Below are 16,811 nucleotides of genomic sequence, written 5' to 3' on the forward strand. Positions count from 1 at the left end.
TTCGACTCTACCATAGTCCTAATGGAAGCGATTTTGCAAGTCGCTCAGCCAAGCGTCACGGCGATGGTGGCGCGAATCGACTGCGGCCCCAGGTCAATTCGCAGACCCGGTGCTTGGCGGTGCAGCGGATCGGCCAGCCGCGGGCCCACGGTCACGCTGGGGGTCGCGGGTTGCCCGTCAACGGTGACCGTGACGGGTTCGCTGGCCCCAACGATAAACAGTTGCATTGGCACCGTTTCGGTCTGACCCGCAAAGTGGCCGGTGGTGGCGGCAAGGGTGAGCGTGCGCGGCTGGGTGGTCAGCTGTGTCAACGCCTGTTCGCCGCGCTGGTACGCGAGCGTTTCGCCGTCGTCTTGCACCAGCGTCAGGCTGGCGTGGCCACCGGGCACCCACTCGAACCACCGGGTCTGCGTTGCGGCGGCCGGGTTTTGGTGCGCCGGCGTCAGCGGCAAAATCGCCCCGGCGCGCAGGAACAGGGGCAGTTGCGCCAGCGGGGTGGCGACATCGGTCAGCGTTTGGCGCCCGGTGTAGCGCGTGTTGGTCCAGGCATCGACCCACTCCCCGGCCGGTAGGTACACATGATCCCGTTTGCCAGCGCCGGTTTCAGTCAGGCCGTAAGCGCTGGTGAGCGGCGCGACCAACAGGGTGTCGCCGAGCAGGAACTGATCCTCCAGCGCCGGGCTTGTGGTGTAGGCGTCCGCATTGGCCCAGAAGGTGGGCCGCATGATCGGGGCGCCGGTGGTGCGGGCGGTGTGCGCCAGGCTGTACAGCAAGGGGATGAGCATCGTGTGGTAGCGCAAAAAGGCGCGGTCGATCGCGGCAAACGGCACCGGCAGTTGCATCCCCATCAGCCGCGGGGCGCTGCCCCAGCCATCCATGGCAAAAAAGTGGGGCGTGAACGCTTTCCACTGCAGGTCGCGGGTCTGGATCACCGGGTCGTTGCCGGCGTAGATGCCGTCTACGTCACTGGCGATGTTGGCCTGACCGCTCAGCCCGGCGGCCAAGTAGCTGGCGATGTGCGTCCGGAGGTTGCCCCAGTCCCCGCCGGCCTGGTCGCCGGTCCACACGGTGGCGGTGCGCTGCGTGCCGGCCCAGCCGTCCAGCGTCACGATCATGGGCCGCAGATCGCGGCGGGTGAACTCGGCGGCCGCTTTGGTGGTGGCGTTCAGGCCGAAGGTGTAGCCCTCACCGACCCACGCGACGTCGGTTTTGATCGCGCGCACGCCGGCTGTTACCTCGCGCGCAAAGTCGCGCTCGCCTTTTTGCGGGGCGGCGGGATCCTTGGGCGCAAGCGCCGCCTGAGTCCACAGCCCGGTGGTGACGCCGCGCGCCTTGGCCCAGTCCGCGAAAGTCTGGAGGTTTTCAAGGTCGCCGGCCAGGCTATCAGTCTGACCGTAGCCGGCGCCGTAGCCGTCATTAGGCAAAAACCAGCCGAGCGGCACGCCGTTTTCGGCGTAGCGGGTCACCACGGCGCGGGCGGAGAACTGCGGGTCGTGCTCGCCGTTGAGCGTCTCGCGGATCGCGGTGCGCGGCTGACCCGCCGCAGTGGGGTCAGTGAAGGTGACGCGGCCGTCGCCGTAGACGTTGGGCACCAGGGTCATACCCGCCACCGTGATGGCGCCGGGGCGAAAGCCGGTGTTGAAGGTCTCCTTGCGAATTGGCTGGTACGCCTTGTACCACTGCCCGTCCGCAAACTGGCTGGCGCCGGCAGAGTCGGGCGTGACGGCCACCCAGTAGTCGCGGTTGTAGGCGTTGAAGTGGGCGGGGTAAAACGCAAAGCGTGGGTTGAGGTTGGGCAGGCCGGTGAGCTCGTGGTAGCCGTGGATCAGCGCCTGCGGGGTCGACCCGAGGATCAGGTAGGCGTCAAACACGGGATCGTCGTGGCGCAGGTAAACGCCGGCGTGCGGATCCCCGAAGTCGTACTCGCCCGGGGTGAACGTGTGGGCCAAGAAGCCGTAGCCGCTGGTGCTCCAGTAGAAGGGCGCGGGGCTTGAGACGCTGCCGCGGGTCCAGCGATTCTCGTTTTTGATCGCCACCAAAAGGCCGTTAAGCGCCACGTGCCCGTTTTGCACGCCGCCGCCAAAGTACGCCGCCTGTGGGTCGCTGACCAGCCGCGCCGTCCAGCCGGTGGCGGTCAGCTGCGGCAGGCGCAGCGTGGCCACCGGCGCACCGTTTTGGGTGATGGTGAGCCGCCCGGCCGCCAGTTGGAGGGTGTGCGCGCCTAGTTGGAGGGTGCCGTCCTGCAGGGTCAGCGGCTGGGTGGCTGTGGCCGTGACCAGCGGCGCCTCAAAGTGCTGACCGGCCCCGCCGGTGGCAATGGTCTCATCCGCGTGCTTTTCCACGGTTGGGGCCGCGGGCACGCTGGGGGTTGCGGGCCAGTCCGGTTGTGCGGTGACCGTCAGGCGCACCAAGTGGTCGTTGACCGCTTGCAGGCGCGCGTGCCAGTCGTGGTAGTCAAAATAAATCGTGCCTGCGTGTTCGTGTAGATGGGATAACTGGTTAGGATCAGGGGCCATGAGGACACCGCCTTAAGGATTTTTCTTTAGTCTACCGCAAGGCCGTCGCGATTTCCGGTATAATAAAAAGAAAACTTCAAAGGCGGAGACTATGCGATACACATTCAGTTTTAAGGCAAACAAGGCAACCACCGTCAAGCGGCTCTTGGCTAAAAACGGCGTCAGCCACCGGCTGTTCAAGCGCTTGAGCGACGCGGGGATGGTGTGGCTGAACAACCGTCAAACCGCTAACGCCGAAATGATCCACGGCGCCACGGTGCGCATCGAGCTGCCGCCGAGCACAGAGGTGGCGGTCAGCCACCAGCCGATCGACGTCGCACTGGACCTGCCGAACTGGTTGGTGGTGGTGAAGCCCGCGGGCCTGGCCAGCGTGCCGGGGCCCAGCAACCTGACGGATTCGCTGCTCAACCGCGTCGCCGGCCACCTCGTCGACCAAGGCGTGGAAGGGCCGCAGCCGGCCATTATCACGCGGTTGGACCGCGACACCACCGGTTTGGTGCTGGTCGCCAAGCACGCTTACGCGCAGGGGCGTCTGGCCCAATCCGATGCCGCACTGGTGAAGGAATATCGGGCGGTGCTGGTGGGCACCCCGAGCCCGGCGCAAGGCGTGGTCACGCTGCCGCTGGCGAAGGCTGAAGACGGCATTCACCGCGTGGTCAGCCCGGCCGGCCAGCCAGCCGAAACGGCGTACCGCGTGGTCGCCCAAACCGCCACCGAGAGCCTGGTTGAGCTGACGCTACACACCGGCCGCACGCACCAGATCCGCGTGCACATGGCGGCTATCGGCCATCCACTGGTGGGCGACCCGCTGTACGGCACGGCCACGGTTGCGGCGCCACACCAGCTCCTGCAGGCGTTTCGGTTGACGTTCACCGATCCGTTTGACGGCGCGGCCCACACGGTGTTACTGCCGGTGCCGGTAGACTGGCCGGCCATCGCCACGGCGGGGCAGGAAAGCGGTACCGAGTGATTTTTAGCGGTTCCCCATTTTTTTCTCATTTAAAAATTCATTAATGCCGCCCCGTGTTCATGGCGACCGAACGGGTGCCTGTCGGAGCTGTCACCATTGCCGTTGGGTGAGCGTCGCGTGAGAGCAACGCGATAAAATGAGAGAAACCGTTCGTGAATTTTTTGCATATTGTTAGCAAATTCATTCAGGTATATAATTGTTATTCGGATTCTGAACCGCTTGAGGGAGCGGCTCAGAAGCTCACTGGGTGGTTACGGACCTAGTGAGAGGAATGTATGGATATTGAATAAACAAGAACCGACGTTTATGGGCCATCCGCGTGGGCTGCTTACCCTGTCGATGACCGAGTTCTGGGAGCGCTTCAGCTACTACGGCATGCGCGCCATTCTGATTTACTACATGTACTACGCGGTCGAACAGGGCGGGTTGGGCTTCGATAAGGCCACCGCGCTGTCGATCATGTCGATTTACGGCTCGCTGGTGTACCTGAGCTCAACCATCGGCGGCTTCATCTCCGACCGCCTGCTCGGCAGCCGCCGCACCGTGTTCTGGGGTGGGGTGCTGATCATGCTCGGCCACATTGTGTTGAGTCTGCCGATGGGGGCCGGGGCGCTGTTCGCCTCGATCGCCCTGATCGTTTTGGGCACCGGGCTGTTGAAACCCAATGTGTCCGAAATGGTCGGATCCCTGTACCCCGAAAATGACCTGCGCCGCGATTCCGGCTTCAGCATCTTCGTGATGGGGATCAACCTCGGCTCACTGATCGCCCCACTGGTCGTGTCCTGGATGCAGGCCGCTTACAACTTCCACGTAGGCTTTTCCTTGGCCGCGTTTGGGATGGCGGTCGGGCTCGTCGTGTACGTGATCGACGGGCGCAAGTACATCAACCCGAATGACAACCAGGCGCCTGACCCGATCACGCCGGCGGAACTGCGGCCGCTGATGGTCAAAGTCGGCGCGGGACTGGCCGCCTTGGCCGTCATCCTCGGGGTGATGGGCGCGACCGGTCAGCTGACCGTGGATAACGTCATCACGCTGATCACGATTTTTGCCATTGCGGTGCCGGTGACGTACTTCGTGATGATGCTCAAGAGCAAAAAGGTCACCAAGGTGGAGCGCTCGCGCGTGTGGGCCTACATCCCGCTGTTCATCGCGGCGGTGCTGTTCTGGGCAATCGAGGAGCAGGGCTCCGTGGTCCTGGCCGTCTTTGCGGCCGATCAGACGCAGCTGAACTTCGGCGGCTTCAAAATTCTGCCGGGGTGGTTCCAGATGCTCAACCCGCTGTTCATCTTGCTGTACGGGCCGCTGTTCGCCTGGCTTTGGGTGCGGCTGGGCAAGCGTCAGCCAAGCTCGCCGAAGAAGTTTGCTTACGGGCTCGTGTTCACCGGGATCTCGTATTTGGTAATGGTGGTTCCCGTGGCGCTATTTGGCACAGCGGTCCGCGTCTCCCCGCTGTGGCTGGTGCTGTCATGGGCCATCGTTGAGATCGCCGAAATGCTGATCTCACCGGTCGGCCTGAGTGTGACCACGAAGCTGGCCCCCAAGGCCTTCTCCAGCCAGATGATGAGCATGTGGTTCTTGGCCGATGCGGCCGCCCAGGCCATCAACGCGCAGATCGTGAAGTTGTACACGCCGGCCACCGAAGTGATGTACTTCGCGGCGGTCGGGGTCGTAACGATCCTGTTCGCCATTGTGTTGGCCTTCATGATCCCGCGCATCGAAAAACTGATGCAAGGCGTGAACTGATTTTTGAGCGTATCAAAAAAGCGGCGATCCAGCGATGGGTTGCCGCTTTTGCGTGTATGGGTTACAGAACGCGCACCCCAAATGATGGCATGAAGCCGTTGGCAATGGTGGCAACCTTGACCACATCACCTGGTTTGGGTGCGTGGATGTACTGGTTGTTCCCGATGTACAGCGCGTTGTGGTAGGTGCTGCCACTGTTGCCCCAGAACACGATGTCACCGGGCTGTAGGTTGCTCAGGCTGACACGTGTGCCTGCAGACTCTTGAGGCAAGGTGTAGCCCCCAATGTTCTTGCCGGCTGCGTGGCTGAAGAGGTAGGCCATCAACCCAGAGCAGTCGAAGCTGTCAGGCCCTTTGCCGCCCCAAACGTAAGGCTTGCCGAGCTGCTGCTTCGCCAGTGCGATGACTGCCGCCACGGTGCCGGCGGTGCTGGTGCTGCCCCCAGGGGTCTCAGTACTTGTGTCGCCGCCGGTGTAGATGGCCGCGCCGGCGCTGGCCACCCAGGCATTGGCCCCGATCTTGTACCAGGTGTAGCCATCCGCTTGTGCGGTCGCCGTGTAGGCGTAGATCGCCCCGGCCCGGACGTTCCCAATGATGCGGTAGCTGGTGCCAGCGCCGGCGCGTTGGTTGGCGGTTGCGGTGATCTGGATCTTGCCGCTGGCGGCAGTCTCGCCGGTGCCAGGGGTTTCGGTGTCCGTGCTTTCACCGGTTGAAACCGTGGCGCCAGCACTGGCGATCCAGGCGTTGGCACCGACCTGGTACCAGGTGTAGCCGTTGGCGCTGGCAGTCGCGGTGTACGCGAGGACCTGGCCGCGCGTGAAGCTGCCGCTGATGGCATAGCCAGTGCCGGGGCCAACGCGCTTATTGCTGCTGGCCGTGACCGTCACGTGACCGCTTGCGGGCGTCCCGGAACCGCCAGGGGTGGGGGTGCTACTGCCGCCGGTGATCACAGTGGTGCCGGCGCTGGCGACCCAGGCATTGGCCGCGACCTGGTACCAGGTGTAGCCATTGGCCTGCGCGGTCGCCGTGTAGCTGAGGACTTGCCCAGGGGTGAAGCTACCCGAGATGCCGTAGCCGGTCCCCGGCCCGGTGCGCCGATTCGAGGCGGCCAGGACCTTGAGGGTGCCGCTTGCCGTAGCCGTGTCGTCAGTGGCTTGCGCGCCGGCGCTGGCCACCCAGCGGTTCGTGCCGATTTCGTACCAGGTGTAGCCGTTCGCCTGCGCCGTGCGGCTGTAGGTGTAGTGCGCGCCGGCGGTAAGGCCGCCAATAATCTTGGCGCTGGTGCTTGGGGCCTGGCGTAAGTTGGCCGAGTATTTGATGGTCAGGCTACTGCTGGCGGCGACCGGCTGGCTGTCACTGAGCGCCAGTCCGGTCAGAACGGCGGCACTGACAAGAAGGGGCGCGGTTAACGTATGCTTCATGGTGTTTAAAAGCCTCCTGAATAATTGCGTTTTTTTAATAACGAGGTAATGCGTATGTTATCGCAAACAAAACCAGCTGTACTGGCGTTGACGAACTTTTACGATAACTACAGATTATCAGGATACTGTTACGAGAAGATTACTACGTGAAAACATTTCGACAACACCGCGGCGTTCGGGGCTCGCGCCAACGCACTCGGATGGCTTGCCCTGCCGCGCGGCGAGGCGAATTAATTGACGGCGCGAAGCGGGTCGGTACAATACGAGTATCAGGAGCGTGGCCAATTGTGGCTGAGCCGGTCCACTGACCTCGTTCGGCGGACCGGCGCGTGAGACGTTGCGGTGGCCGCGCCCCTGGTGGGCCCCCTGGCCCGTGGTATATTTCACACACATTGCCCCAAAATCCGATTGCCAGCGGATTTTGGGGCTTTTGAGTGGGCGAAAGATGGCGGTCTGGTACGATTGATAAAAATGGTGTGCATCCTACGATTTTGTGATAAACTTCTCTTGAGATAAAAAGCTTTCAAATGAAGGAGAGATGAAGATGAAGAAGTTTACCGTACTAAGTGCGACGTTGTTACTAGCCGTTGGGTTGGCCGCGTGTGGGAATGCCGGTGATTCAAGCAACAAGGATAGTAGCAGCAAAACTGTCACCAGCAGCTCGACCAGCACCAAAAAGACCACGAAGATGACGATCAACACTGGGGCCGACGCGGACGCAACCGTGCCAGGCGCCGGAACGCTGATCATGCGGCAGCTGTACGCGGCACCGCACGGCACGCAATCTTTCGCGGCCGTTAACGTGACGCTGAACGGCGACACGATCGTTGCGGCCCGGATCGATGAATTCCAGTACGTGGATAAGAGTGCAGACTGGACCGGTGTGCCGAACTCCGACAGCGACTTTGGTAAGAACTATCCGTCTGGCAAATTCCTGATCGCGAAGCTGGAGAACTCCAAGGCTTACTCCGCCTTGATGACCAAGGAAGCGAAGGCGACCAAGACTTGGCAAGAAAGTGCGACGGCCATTGAGAACTATGCAAAGGGCAAGACCATTGATGAGCTTAAGGCGGCACTGCCAACCGTGAAGAGTGCCAAGAAGGTGGGCGACGTGGTGTCTGGCGCGACCTTCGCAGACACCTACGGCTACCTGAGTGCCATCTATGATGCCGCCACGACCGGGATGGTTTCAACCGGGATCGCCACAACGGACAACACCATCACCGAAGGGCAAGTGCTCGCAGCACCACACGGCAAGCAGTCCTTTGCAACGGTGACCGTTGCAATGCAAGGGGACAAGGTTGCGGCCACGTTCGTCGATGAGTTCCAGTACACCCCGGCGGCCACCTTTGGCGCGGTGCCGAACTCGGATAAGGACTTCGGCAAAGACATCAAGGCAGGCACCGTGCTGGCTTCCAAGCGGGCCAACTCTGACGCTTACTCTGCACTGATGAAGAAGGAAGCGAAGGCGACCCACACATGGACCGAAAACGCGATCGCCATCAACGACTTTGCCAAGGGGAAGACCATTGCTGAGCTCGAAGCAGCCGTTGCCTCCCTGAAGGGCAAGAGCAAAGTGGCAGACGTGGTATCTGGCGCGACCTTTGTGGATACGGCTGGTTACCTGACCGCAGTGATCGAGGCAGCGAAGGCAGCGCAATAAGGCTCATGAAAAAGCAGCGGTGCGCGCACCGCTGCTTTTTTGCTGCGAAAAAAATCAGCAATCTCTCTCTGAATACTAATTCGGCGCTCATTTCTGTGCTATATTAACATGAATATCACGGCAATCGGGACATTGGGGGATGGCGAGATGGTTGAGTGGGGACTACGCGCGACAACGTTTGTGATGAACAGCTTGGTCTTGATCGGCTATGCCATGCTCTTCAATTGGCTGCAGACGACACCGTTCATTGAGGCGCGCCATCACCATCGCCGCGCACTGTACCTGGTGCTGATCACCGTGGCCTTTTTATTGCTGTTTCACTTTGCGTCTGAGTTTTTGATCGAAGAGGCGCACCATCGTCTCGGCTTCGGCTGGCGATACATCAACTTCCAGGTGGCGACGGTGCTGTACGCCCTGCTGTCCTCGCGCAAACGGTCGGTGTTGGTCAGTCTGTTGGTGAGCTTGGGGGTGTGGTTCTGGTGGCTGCCCAACACCCCGACGTGGCCGCTTTACTACCTGGCCTGCATGACGTTAATGCTTTTGGCCCACCGGTTCGGGGTGTGGCTGGGCTCGCGCGCCTGGCGGTACTACCCGTTTTGTCTGCTTTTCGTGGCGCCGTTTTTCGTCATGAATTGGCAGTCGTTACATGGTATTGAGGTGGGATGGCCGTGGCAGTTTGGGACCTTTTTGATCATTTGTGCGGAGCTGTGGGCGGTGCATTACGGGGTGCGCAGTCAACGCCGGCGCCAGCAGCGCTTGACGCAAGCGGCGCAAATTGACGAGCTCACCCAGTTGCGTAACTTTCGGGTGTTTGAGGCGGATCTGCAGGCCCATTTTGCGACGATGCAACAGCGTGGGATCGCCTACATGGTGTACACGTTGGATATTGACCACTTCAAGGCCATCAACGACCGCTATGGCCATCTGACGGGGAATGAGGTGCTGCGCCGCGTGGCCCACCACCTGCGGACGGTGGTCCAAAGCCTTGGGATCCGCGGCGTTAGCACGTATCGAACGGGCGGCGAGGAGTTCACGTTCATCCTGCCGGGGACGCAGCTCGACCTCACAGCTGCGGCCCGCATCGCGTGGACGGTGCATGATGCGCTGGGCCAGTTGGCGTTGACTGCGCCCAACGCCAAGCCGTTTCACCTGTCCGTCTCCTTGGGCGTGGGACGGGCACATCCGGATGACAGCAACTACCTGGCCCCATACAATCAGGCCGATCAGTCCCTTTATCTGGCGAAGCGTAACGGCCGCAACACAGTCGTGGTCAGCGGCGCGGTTCAGCCCCGCCTGTAGCGGCTAGGGGGCACCGGCCGCCGGCAGGGCGCGAGTTGTGGTACAATTAACCCGGTATCCGGCTGGCCGCATGATGCGTGCTGGTCGATAGTTCGCGGGCTTTGCCCCAATGAAGGAGACACTCATGACAGAAATCCCCCCGTTTACGCCCATTCTGCTGGGGAGCGACCTGAATGTGTATGGGATGGCCCGATCGTTTCACGAGCTCACCGGTCAGGTGATCGAGGTATACGCCCGGCAGCAGCTCGCCCCAACGCGATACTCCAAGATCGTGAACGTGCACCTGATCCCCGAATTTGATTCCGATCCCACCTTTAGCCGCGAGATGGCGAAGCTGGCGGCCCAGTACCGCGAGCAACCGGGAAAGGTCCTACTGATCGCGTGTGGGGATGCCTACGCGGCGTTGGTCACCAAGCACAAAGCGACCCTGCAGGAAACATTCATCTGTCCGTATGTGGACTACGCGCTTTGGCAGCAACTCAGCAATAAAGAAACCTTTTATCACCTGTGCGATGATTACGGTCTGCCGTACCCGGCGACCAAGATCGTGACCAAGTCGATGTACGCAAGCGGTGTGGTGACGACCGCCCCGTTTGAATTTCCGATGGCGCTTAAGCCGGCCAACTCGGTGGAGTGGCAAAGCATTCAATTCAAGGGGCGCAAAAAGGCCTTCACCATCCACTCGCAGGTGGAGCTGAACACCATCATCGCCAAAATTTATGACAATGGCTACCTGAGCGACCTGATTTTGCAAGACTTTGTGCCAGGCGATGACTCAAACATGCGGGTCCTGAACGCTTACGTGGACCAGCACCACCAGGTCAAGATGATGTGCTTGGGCCATCCGCTGCTGGAGGACCCGACGCCCGCGGCGATCGGGAATTACGTGGCGGTGTTGCCGGAATACAATCAGGCCTTGTACGACCAGTTCAAACAGTTTCTGGAGCAGATCCAGTTCACGGGCTATGCGAACTTCGATATGAAGTACGATGTGCGTGACAAAACCTTTAAGCTCCTTGAAATGAACATTCCCCAGGGGCGGAGCTCGTTTTTTGTCACCCTGAACGGCTACAACCTCGCGCAGTGGCCGGTACTGGATTATGTCAGCGAAACGCTCGCGGCCCAGCCGCCGGTGTTTGCGAATCAGGATGCCAGCAAGCACATGCTTTGGCTGGGGGTCCCCAAGTCTGTCTTCAAGACTTACGCCAAGGACAACGCAGCCAAGCGCCAGGCACTGGCCCTGATCCAAGAAGGGCGCGTGGGCACCACCGTGTTTTACGCGCGTGATCAGAGCCTGAAACGGTGGGTGCTAATGACGTACATGTTCCACAACTATGTGGGGCGCTACAAACAGTTCTTTGCTGAGAACAAGGGTTAGCGGTATACTGGAATCGTTAGGTTAACCTAAAAACAGGAGGATCATTATGGCAACAGAAGAAGCGTTCGTCGTTGAGTCGATGCACTACAACCGCCTGCTCCTCGCCGTCGATGATGACGACGATGAATCATCTCGCAAGGCGTTCAACTACGCCGCCACGCTGGCGAAGATCTACAATATTCCGCTGGGGATCGTGTCGGTGCTGGAAACCGGTGACCTTAACATTTACCAATCCCTGTCCCCTGATGTGTTGAGTCAGCGGCGGCGTGAGATCGCGGCGCACCTGAACACCTACGTTGAAAAAGCGCAGGCCTTTGGGGCGCAAGACGTGCAGCCACTCATTGGCGAGGGGAAGCCGGCGCGCGTGATCCTAGAGGAAATCGTGCCGGCCTTCAAGCCTGACCTGATCATCTTGGGCTCGCACACACGCCACGGGCGCTCACGCATCGGCCATGTCGCAGAAGAAATCGTGCGTGATGCGCCGATGTCGGTGATCACCGTGCGTTAGGCCTTGCCCCACGCGAGGCTGAGCCAAAATGCGGTTTTAGCCCAGAGTATAAGCATGGCCTCCTGTAAAACCCGCAAACTTAGGTTTTATAGGAGGCCATGCTTATACGGCTCGGGCGTCGCTTTTTGTGACGTACTGTTCTGGAATCGTCGTGGTTCATTCTTGGGCCGTTAATGATGGCTTTGTTTTTGCCCCAAAAGGAGGCCTTTGAGATGCAGTATGCGAACGTTGAACTCGCTACGGTCATCAAGCGCGTGTCGCGCTTCACCGTGATGGTCGAGTTAGCCGGCCAGGCGGTGGCCGCCCACCTGAGCAACACGGGGCGCAATAAGGAGCTGCTGATCCCAGGCCACGCCATCAGTGTGCGCAAAGCGGCCAACCCTGCGCGCCAGACCCCGTACGACATCCTTGCAGTCAAGCGCGATCATCGCTGGATTAATATCGACAGCCTCGCCCCCAATCGGGTGGTGAACGCCGCGCTGCGCGAGGGCAGTCTGCAACTGCCGGGGTGCGTGGGCCCGTATACGGTTCACCCGGAAACGCGCTACCTCGATTCACGGCTCGATTTTGCCGGTCATTCGGCGACCGGCCAGGCGTGGTTTGCCGAGACCAAGGGCGTGACACTGGCCAATGCGCGCCACGCCGCCTTTCCAGACGCGCCGACCACTCGCGGGCTCAAACACGTGCACACGCTCACCCAGGCGGCCAACGCCGGGTACCTCGCGTACCTGCTCCTAGTGGTGCAGCTGCCCGGCATCGATACGGTGACCATTTATCACGAGCGCTTTCCCGAACTCGCCCCGGCGATCACCGCGGCTAAGGCGGCCGGCGTTCAGGTGGTGGCCTTGGGGTGTCAGACCGGGCCGGATTACTTGGCATTGGATCGGCCCATCGCGTTTGATGAGACGTTGCCGTTCACCGAAGTGGCCGAGTGAGTGAGACCGAAAGTTGGCAAAAAAACGCCCACGTTGTACAATGAGGGGAACGAATGGGAGGCGAGCAAATGGCGAAAAATAAACGGTCGCGGGTCAAGACTTGGGCGTGGCGCATCTGCCTGACGCTGGGCTTGGTGTTAGGACTGGCGATGGTCTTCAACGAGCAGATCAAGCTCTTCATCGTCAACCAAATGACACAGTCGACGATGAAGACCGTCACCAAGGATTCCGTCAAAGCAAACCAGAAAAAGGCCGCCTCATACGATTTTGATGCGGTTGAGGCGCTGGACCTGACCACCGTGTCCAAGGCCATGATGGATGGCAGCAAGGATGCGATCGGCATGCTGGCGGTGCCGTCCGTGAACATTCACGTGCCGGTGATGCAAGGCGTCTCCAACGCGCACATGGCCGTTGGCGCCGGGACGCTGAAGCCGAACCAGCAGATGGGTGAAGGGAACTACGCGCTGGCCGGGCACAGTGTGCAGACCAGTGGGACGATCCTGTCGGAGCTCCATTCGGTGCAGGTCGGGGACCTGATTTATCTGACCGACATGACAAAGGTCTACACCTACAAGGCGATTTTGCGGACGCGGATCGACATGTCGCAGGTTTCCGTGATCGATGACGTGCCGGGTAAAAAGCTGATCACGCTGATCACGTGTGAGACGTTGACCAGCTCCAGCAAGGATCGGGTGTATGTGCGTGGTGAGCTTCAAAGCGTGACGGATGCCACCGATAAGACCATCAAAGTCTTCGAGAAATAAACTTTTGCCTTCGCGCGCCGGGACGCAAGACCCGGCGCGCTTTTTGGTGTAGTATGGGAGCAGACCTTGGGGAGGGAAACCATGACACGATACGAACGCTTCATCCACAATGACCAACTTCGCCGCGCAGCCGTGCTGCTGTCGGTCGTGGTGCTTTTGTGGCTGGCTCGCAGCATCATGAGCACCATCTTGTTGACCTTTATCTTTGCCTTTTTAGTGACGCGGGTCATTAACTTGGTGCGCCAGTTCGCGCACGTACGCGCCTCGGTAGTGGTGGCGCCCCTTTACATCCTCGTGGTGGCTGGGTTGGGCTACACGCTGATTCATTACGTGCCTGTGATCGCGCAGCAAACGGTCAACCTCTACAACTCGGTGCTTCACTTTTACAATAGCCAGGCATTTGCCGACAACCAGGCCATGCAATGGGTGCTGGACTCGGTGAATCAGATGAACCTCAAGGAGCAACTACAGGCCGGCATCAGCACGATCTTGGAGTACGCGGGCAGCATCACCGCCATGGGTGTAACACTGATGTTGTCGTTGCTGCTGAGCTTCTTTTTCACCGTGGAGGTGGATGAGCTCAAGCGCTTTGGCAATCGCTTCTTGGACTCCCCGTTTGGCTGGTACTTTGCCGATCTGAAATACTTTGCCGACAAGTTCATCAACACGTTTGGGGTGGTGATCGAGGCGCAGATTTTTATCGCCATCGTGAACACCGTCATCACGACGGTCACGCTGATCGTCCTGAAAATGCCTAACATTCCCAGCCTTGCGGTGATGGTTTTCCTGCTCTCCATGATCCCGGTGGCGGGGGCCATCATCTCCGTTGTGCCGCTGGCTATTATCGCCTACACCGTGGACGGCCTGCAAGGCGTGCTCACCATTATGGTGATGATCCTGCTGATCCACATGTTGGAGGCGTACGTGCTGAACCCGAAATTCATGAGCAGTCGCACGAAGTTGCCGGTATTTTTCACCTTTGTGGTGTTGCTGGTAGGGGAAAAACTCTTCGGCACTTGGGGCCTGATTGTCGGCATTCCGGTGTTCACGTTCCTTCTGGACATCCTAGGCATCAAGAAGATTCCGGATGAGCCACCGGTGCCCCCGGCAAAATCAGTCTGAGCCAAACCACCCGCCGTGGTGGTTTTTTATTTCCAGAGCAGCCGGGCATACAAAAAAGCCCGACCACACACAGAGGCGAGTGTGGTCGGGCTGAGGCACTGTGAGCGTTACGGCTCCGGCAGTGCGATGGCCAAGCCAAGGTACACCCAGAGCAGCACGCCGCCGCCCAAAAAGAACAACAGCCGGATCCAGGTGGCGTTGACGCCAAGCGTCTCGGCGAGCCCGCCGCAGACCCCGGCAAACATTCGGTTTGATGCAGATTTGTGTAAGTTCATGTGTGTCCCTCCGTTTGACTGAATGGTTCTAGTATACCCACTGCAGCGGTCGAGGACATCGACCCAAAGACTGAGGGCGCCTCGACACTGGGACGGAGTTAATCGCGGTGAAACAGCCGGTAGATCCCTCCGGCGATCAGGGCAAAGCCGCCGCCAAGCAGGGCGAGGTCCATCAGCCCGTGGCCAAACGACAGGGCGCTGGAGCGGTCAACCGCCGTGCGAAGGGCGGGACTGTTGACGTAGACGATAAAGTAAACAATGCTGATGGCCCAGACAAGGGCAACGGTGAACCAAAATTTGCGCATAAGTATGCCTCCCGTGCTAGTGTAGCAGAGCGCGCCGGCGAGTGGTAGTCGTTGACGTGAGGCACCGGTCGCAGTAAGCTGACGCCAAGCTGGAACCGATGGCACACAAAGGGGGGGTTTAGATGACACAACTAGTTCAGATCGGGCAGACCGCCGTGCAAACCAGCACGCTGGGACTGGGAACCAATAAAATTGGCGCCGAAAACGTGACGGATGAGACGAGCATTGCCACGGTGCGCGCCGCGATCGACCACGGGATGACATTGCTTGACACGGCGTACGCATACGGCCGTGGGCGCTCGGAGGAACTGATCGGGCAGGCGATCAAAGGCTTTGATCGGCACACCCTCACACTGGCCACCAAGGCGGCGCACCGCCCGGACGCGCCGGGGACGTTTGATAACTCGCCGCGCTTCTTGCGCCAGGCCGTGGATGATGCGCTGCGGCGGCTGCAAACCGATTACCTTGATGTGTTTTACATTCATTTTCCCGATGACCACACGGACAAGGCGGCCGCCGTTGAGGCCCTGGCCGAGCTGAAGCAGGCGGGCAAGTTGCGGGCGATCGGCGTGTCCAACTTCAGCCTCGCCCAGCTCAAAGAGGCGAACGCGGCGGGCCAGGTCGACATTGTGGAGGACCATTACTCGCTGGCATACCGCGCGCCGGAACAAACCCTGTGGCCGTACCTTCAGGCCCACCAGATCAGCTTCGTGTCGTACTTTCCGCTAGCGGCGGGCCTGTTGACCGGCAAGTACAGCCACGACCCAGGTGGGCGGCTGGCCCGGTTCGGGGATTTCTCCCGGTTGCAACGGGGGTTGCAAGTGGTGGCCGCCATCGCGGCCCAGCACGCCGCCACCATCACACAAGTGGTGCTGGCGTGGTACTTGGCGAACCCGGGCGTGACAGCGGTGATCCCAGGTGCGCGCACGGCCGAACAGGCGATCCAAAACGCTGCCGCGCAGGCGGTGACGCTGACTGCAGCGGAGTATGGCCAGATCGATGCCGCGTTTTGAGGTGCACGCCTTTCTGAAATAGTGTATTATAAGGTGATGTAAACCGTCAGCGTGCTGACAAAACTATAAAGCGAGGTAATCTCTAGATGGCAAAATTAGTGCTGATCCGTCACGGTCAAAGTGAATGGAACCTGTCCAACCAGTTCACCGGCTGGGTCGATGTGAACTTAAGCGAAAAGGGTGTTGAAGAAGCGAAGACGGCGGGTCGTAAGATCAAAGAAGCCGGCCTTGAATTCGACCAGGCTTACACGTCTGTTCTGACCCGTGCGATCAAGACGCTGCACTTTGCACTGGAAGAATCCGGTCAGCTCTGGATCCCAGAAACCAAGACATGGCGTCTGAACGAACGCCACTACGGCGCACTGCAGGGCCAAAACAAGGCCGAGGCCGCTGAAAAGTGGGGCGACGACCAAGTGCACACTTGGCGTCGGTCCTACGATGTGTTGCCACCGCTTTTGAGCGCTGACGACGAAGGCTCCGCAGCCCAAGACCGCCGCTACGCCAACCTGGACCCACGCATCGTGCCAGGTGGTGAAAACCTCAAGGTCACTCTGGAACGCGTGATCCCATTCTGGGAAGATCACATTGCCCCAGACCTGCTGGCCGGCAAGAACGTGATCATCGCGGCGCACGGGAACTCCCTGCGCGCGTTGACCAAGTACATCGAAAACATTTCCGACGAAGACATCATCAACTTGGAAATGGCCACCGGCGAACCCGTTGTCTACACCTTCAACGACAAGCTTGAAGTGACCGACAAGACCAAGCTGGGCAAGTAAGGCGCGAAACGTCTGCATCTGTGCAGGCGTTTTTTGTTTGCGACGGATTTACAATGTAAGTGCAACAAATTAACCAAATAGAAAAGACTCACAGCCTGAGTCCTTGTAAAATGAAATC

At 60.0% G+C, this 16,811-nt stretch carries 15 protein-coding genes; 11 read left to right on the forward strand and 4 right to left on the reverse strand.

Annotation, left to right across the window (positions count from 1 at the left end; all coding sequences use genetic code 11):
• Positions 1-44: 44 nt before the first annotated feature.
• On the reverse strand, positions 45-2,516 hold the full coding sequence (locus EKM88_RS08165) for a TIM-barrel domain-containing protein (protein ID WP_125705042.1): 2,472 nt from the start codon (positions 2,514-2,516) through the stop codon (positions 45-47).
• Between the two features lie 91 nt (positions 2,517-2,607).
• Between EKM88_RS08165 and EKM88_RS08170 the strand changes: the two genes are divergently transcribed.
• A complete protein-coding gene (locus EKM88_RS08170) occupies positions 2,608-3,486 on the forward strand; it encodes an RluA family pseudouridine synthase (protein WP_125705044.1) in 879 nt (292 codons plus the stop codon).
• A 306-nt stretch (positions 3,487-3,792) separates the two neighbouring features.
• Positions 3,793-5,232, forward strand: coding sequence for a peptide MFS transporter (locus EKM88_RS08175; protein WP_404819969.1), 1,440 nt, complete (start codon positions 3,793-3,795; stop codon positions 5,230-5,232).
• A 61-nt stretch (positions 5,233-5,293) separates the two neighbouring features.
• On the opposite strand, the gene EKM88_RS08180 is transcribed toward EKM88_RS08175, so the two are convergent.
• Positions 5,294-6,652 (reverse strand): C40 family peptidase, encoded by a 1,359-nt coding sequence (locus EKM88_RS08180; protein WP_125705046.1) that lies wholly within the window; start codon positions 6,650-6,652, stop codon positions 5,294-5,296.
• Between the two features lie 544 nt (positions 6,653-7,196).
• Between EKM88_RS08180 and EKM88_RS08185 the strand changes: the two genes are divergently transcribed.
• The 7 genes from EKM88_RS08185 to EKM88_RS08215 all read left to right on the forward strand — a co-directional run bounded on the left by EKM88_RS08185 (position 7,197) and on the right by EKM88_RS08215 (position 14,321).
• Positions 7,197-8,315: a peptidoglycan-binding protein gene (locus EKM88_RS08185; RefSeq protein ID WP_125705048.1), complete on the forward strand. Its 1,119-nt coding sequence runs from the start codon at positions 7,197-7,199 to the stop codon at positions 8,313-8,315.
• A 108-nt stretch (positions 8,316-8,423) separates the two neighbouring features.
• Positions 8,424-9,614 carry a GGDEF domain-containing protein gene (locus EKM88_RS08190; RefSeq protein ID WP_125705050.1) on the forward strand — a complete coding sequence of 397 codons (1,191 nt, stop codon included), beginning with the start codon at positions 8,424-8,426 and terminating at the stop codon, positions 9,612-9,614.
• A 124-nt stretch (positions 9,615-9,738) separates the two neighbouring features.
• Positions 9,739-10,992, forward strand: a complete 1,254-nt coding sequence (locus tag EKM88_RS08195; protein WP_125705052.1) for a carboxylate--amine ligase — start codon at positions 9,739-9,741, stop codon at positions 10,990-10,992.
• A gap of 46 nt (positions 10,993-11,038) precedes the next feature.
• Complete coding sequence (locus EKM88_RS08200; RefSeq protein ID WP_125705054.1) at positions 11,039-11,500, forward strand: universal stress protein; 462 nt, start codon at positions 11,039-11,041, stop codon at positions 11,498-11,500.
• A 212-nt stretch (positions 11,501-11,712) separates the two neighbouring features.
• Positions 11,713-12,435: a DNA/RNA nuclease SfsA gene (gene sfsA, locus EKM88_RS08205; RefSeq protein ID WP_125705057.1), complete on the forward strand. Its 723-nt coding sequence runs from the start codon at positions 11,713-11,715 to the stop codon at positions 12,433-12,435.
• A gap of 68 nt (positions 12,436-12,503) precedes the next feature.
• Positions 12,504-13,199 carry a class A sortase gene (locus EKM88_RS08210; protein WP_164512050.1) on the forward strand — a complete coding sequence of 232 codons (696 nt, stop codon included), beginning with the start codon at positions 12,504-12,506 and terminating at the stop codon, positions 13,197-13,199.
• Between the two features lie 81 nt (positions 13,200-13,280).
• On the forward strand, positions 13,281-14,321 hold the full coding sequence (locus EKM88_RS08215) for an AI-2E family transporter (RefSeq protein WP_125705061.1): 1,041 nt from the start codon (positions 13,281-13,283) through the stop codon (positions 14,319-14,321).
• 107 nt (positions 14,322-14,428) lie between these two features.
• Here EKM88_RS08215 and EKM88_RS08220 read toward each other — a convergent pair whose 3' ends face one another.
• Both EKM88_RS08220 and EKM88_RS08225 read right to left on the reverse strand, forming a co-directional pair.
• Complete coding sequence (locus tag EKM88_RS08220; RefSeq protein ID WP_125705063.1) at positions 14,429-14,596, reverse strand: PspC domain-containing protein; 168 nt, start codon at positions 14,594-14,596, stop codon at positions 14,429-14,431.
• Positions 14,597-14,694: 98 nt separating this feature from the next.
• Positions 14,695-14,901, reverse strand: coding sequence for a hypothetical protein (locus EKM88_RS08225; RefSeq protein ID WP_125705065.1), 207 nt, complete (start codon positions 14,899-14,901; stop codon positions 14,695-14,697).
• A 122-nt stretch (positions 14,902-15,023) separates the two neighbouring features.
• Here EKM88_RS08225 and EKM88_RS08230 point away from each other — a divergent pair, with 122 nt between their 5' ends.
• Positions 15,024-15,914 carry an aldo/keto reductase gene (locus EKM88_RS08230; RefSeq protein ID WP_125705067.1) on the forward strand — a complete coding sequence of 297 codons (891 nt, stop codon included), beginning with the start codon at positions 15,024-15,026 and terminating at the stop codon, positions 15,912-15,914.
• 86 nt (positions 15,915-16,000) lie between these two features.
• Positions 16,001-16,693, forward strand: a complete 693-nt coding sequence (locus EKM88_RS08235) for a 2,3-diphosphoglycerate-dependent phosphoglycerate mutase (protein ID WP_125705069.1) — start codon at positions 16,001-16,003, stop codon at positions 16,691-16,693.
• The last annotated feature ends 118 nt before the right edge of the window (positions 16,694-16,811 follow it).

Origin of the sequence: Lacticaseibacillus daqingensis (genome assembly GCF_003946115.1) — a bacterium.
Lineage (GTDB): Bacteria > Bacillota > Bacilli > Lactobacillales > Lactobacillaceae > Lacticaseibacillus > Lacticaseibacillus daqingensis.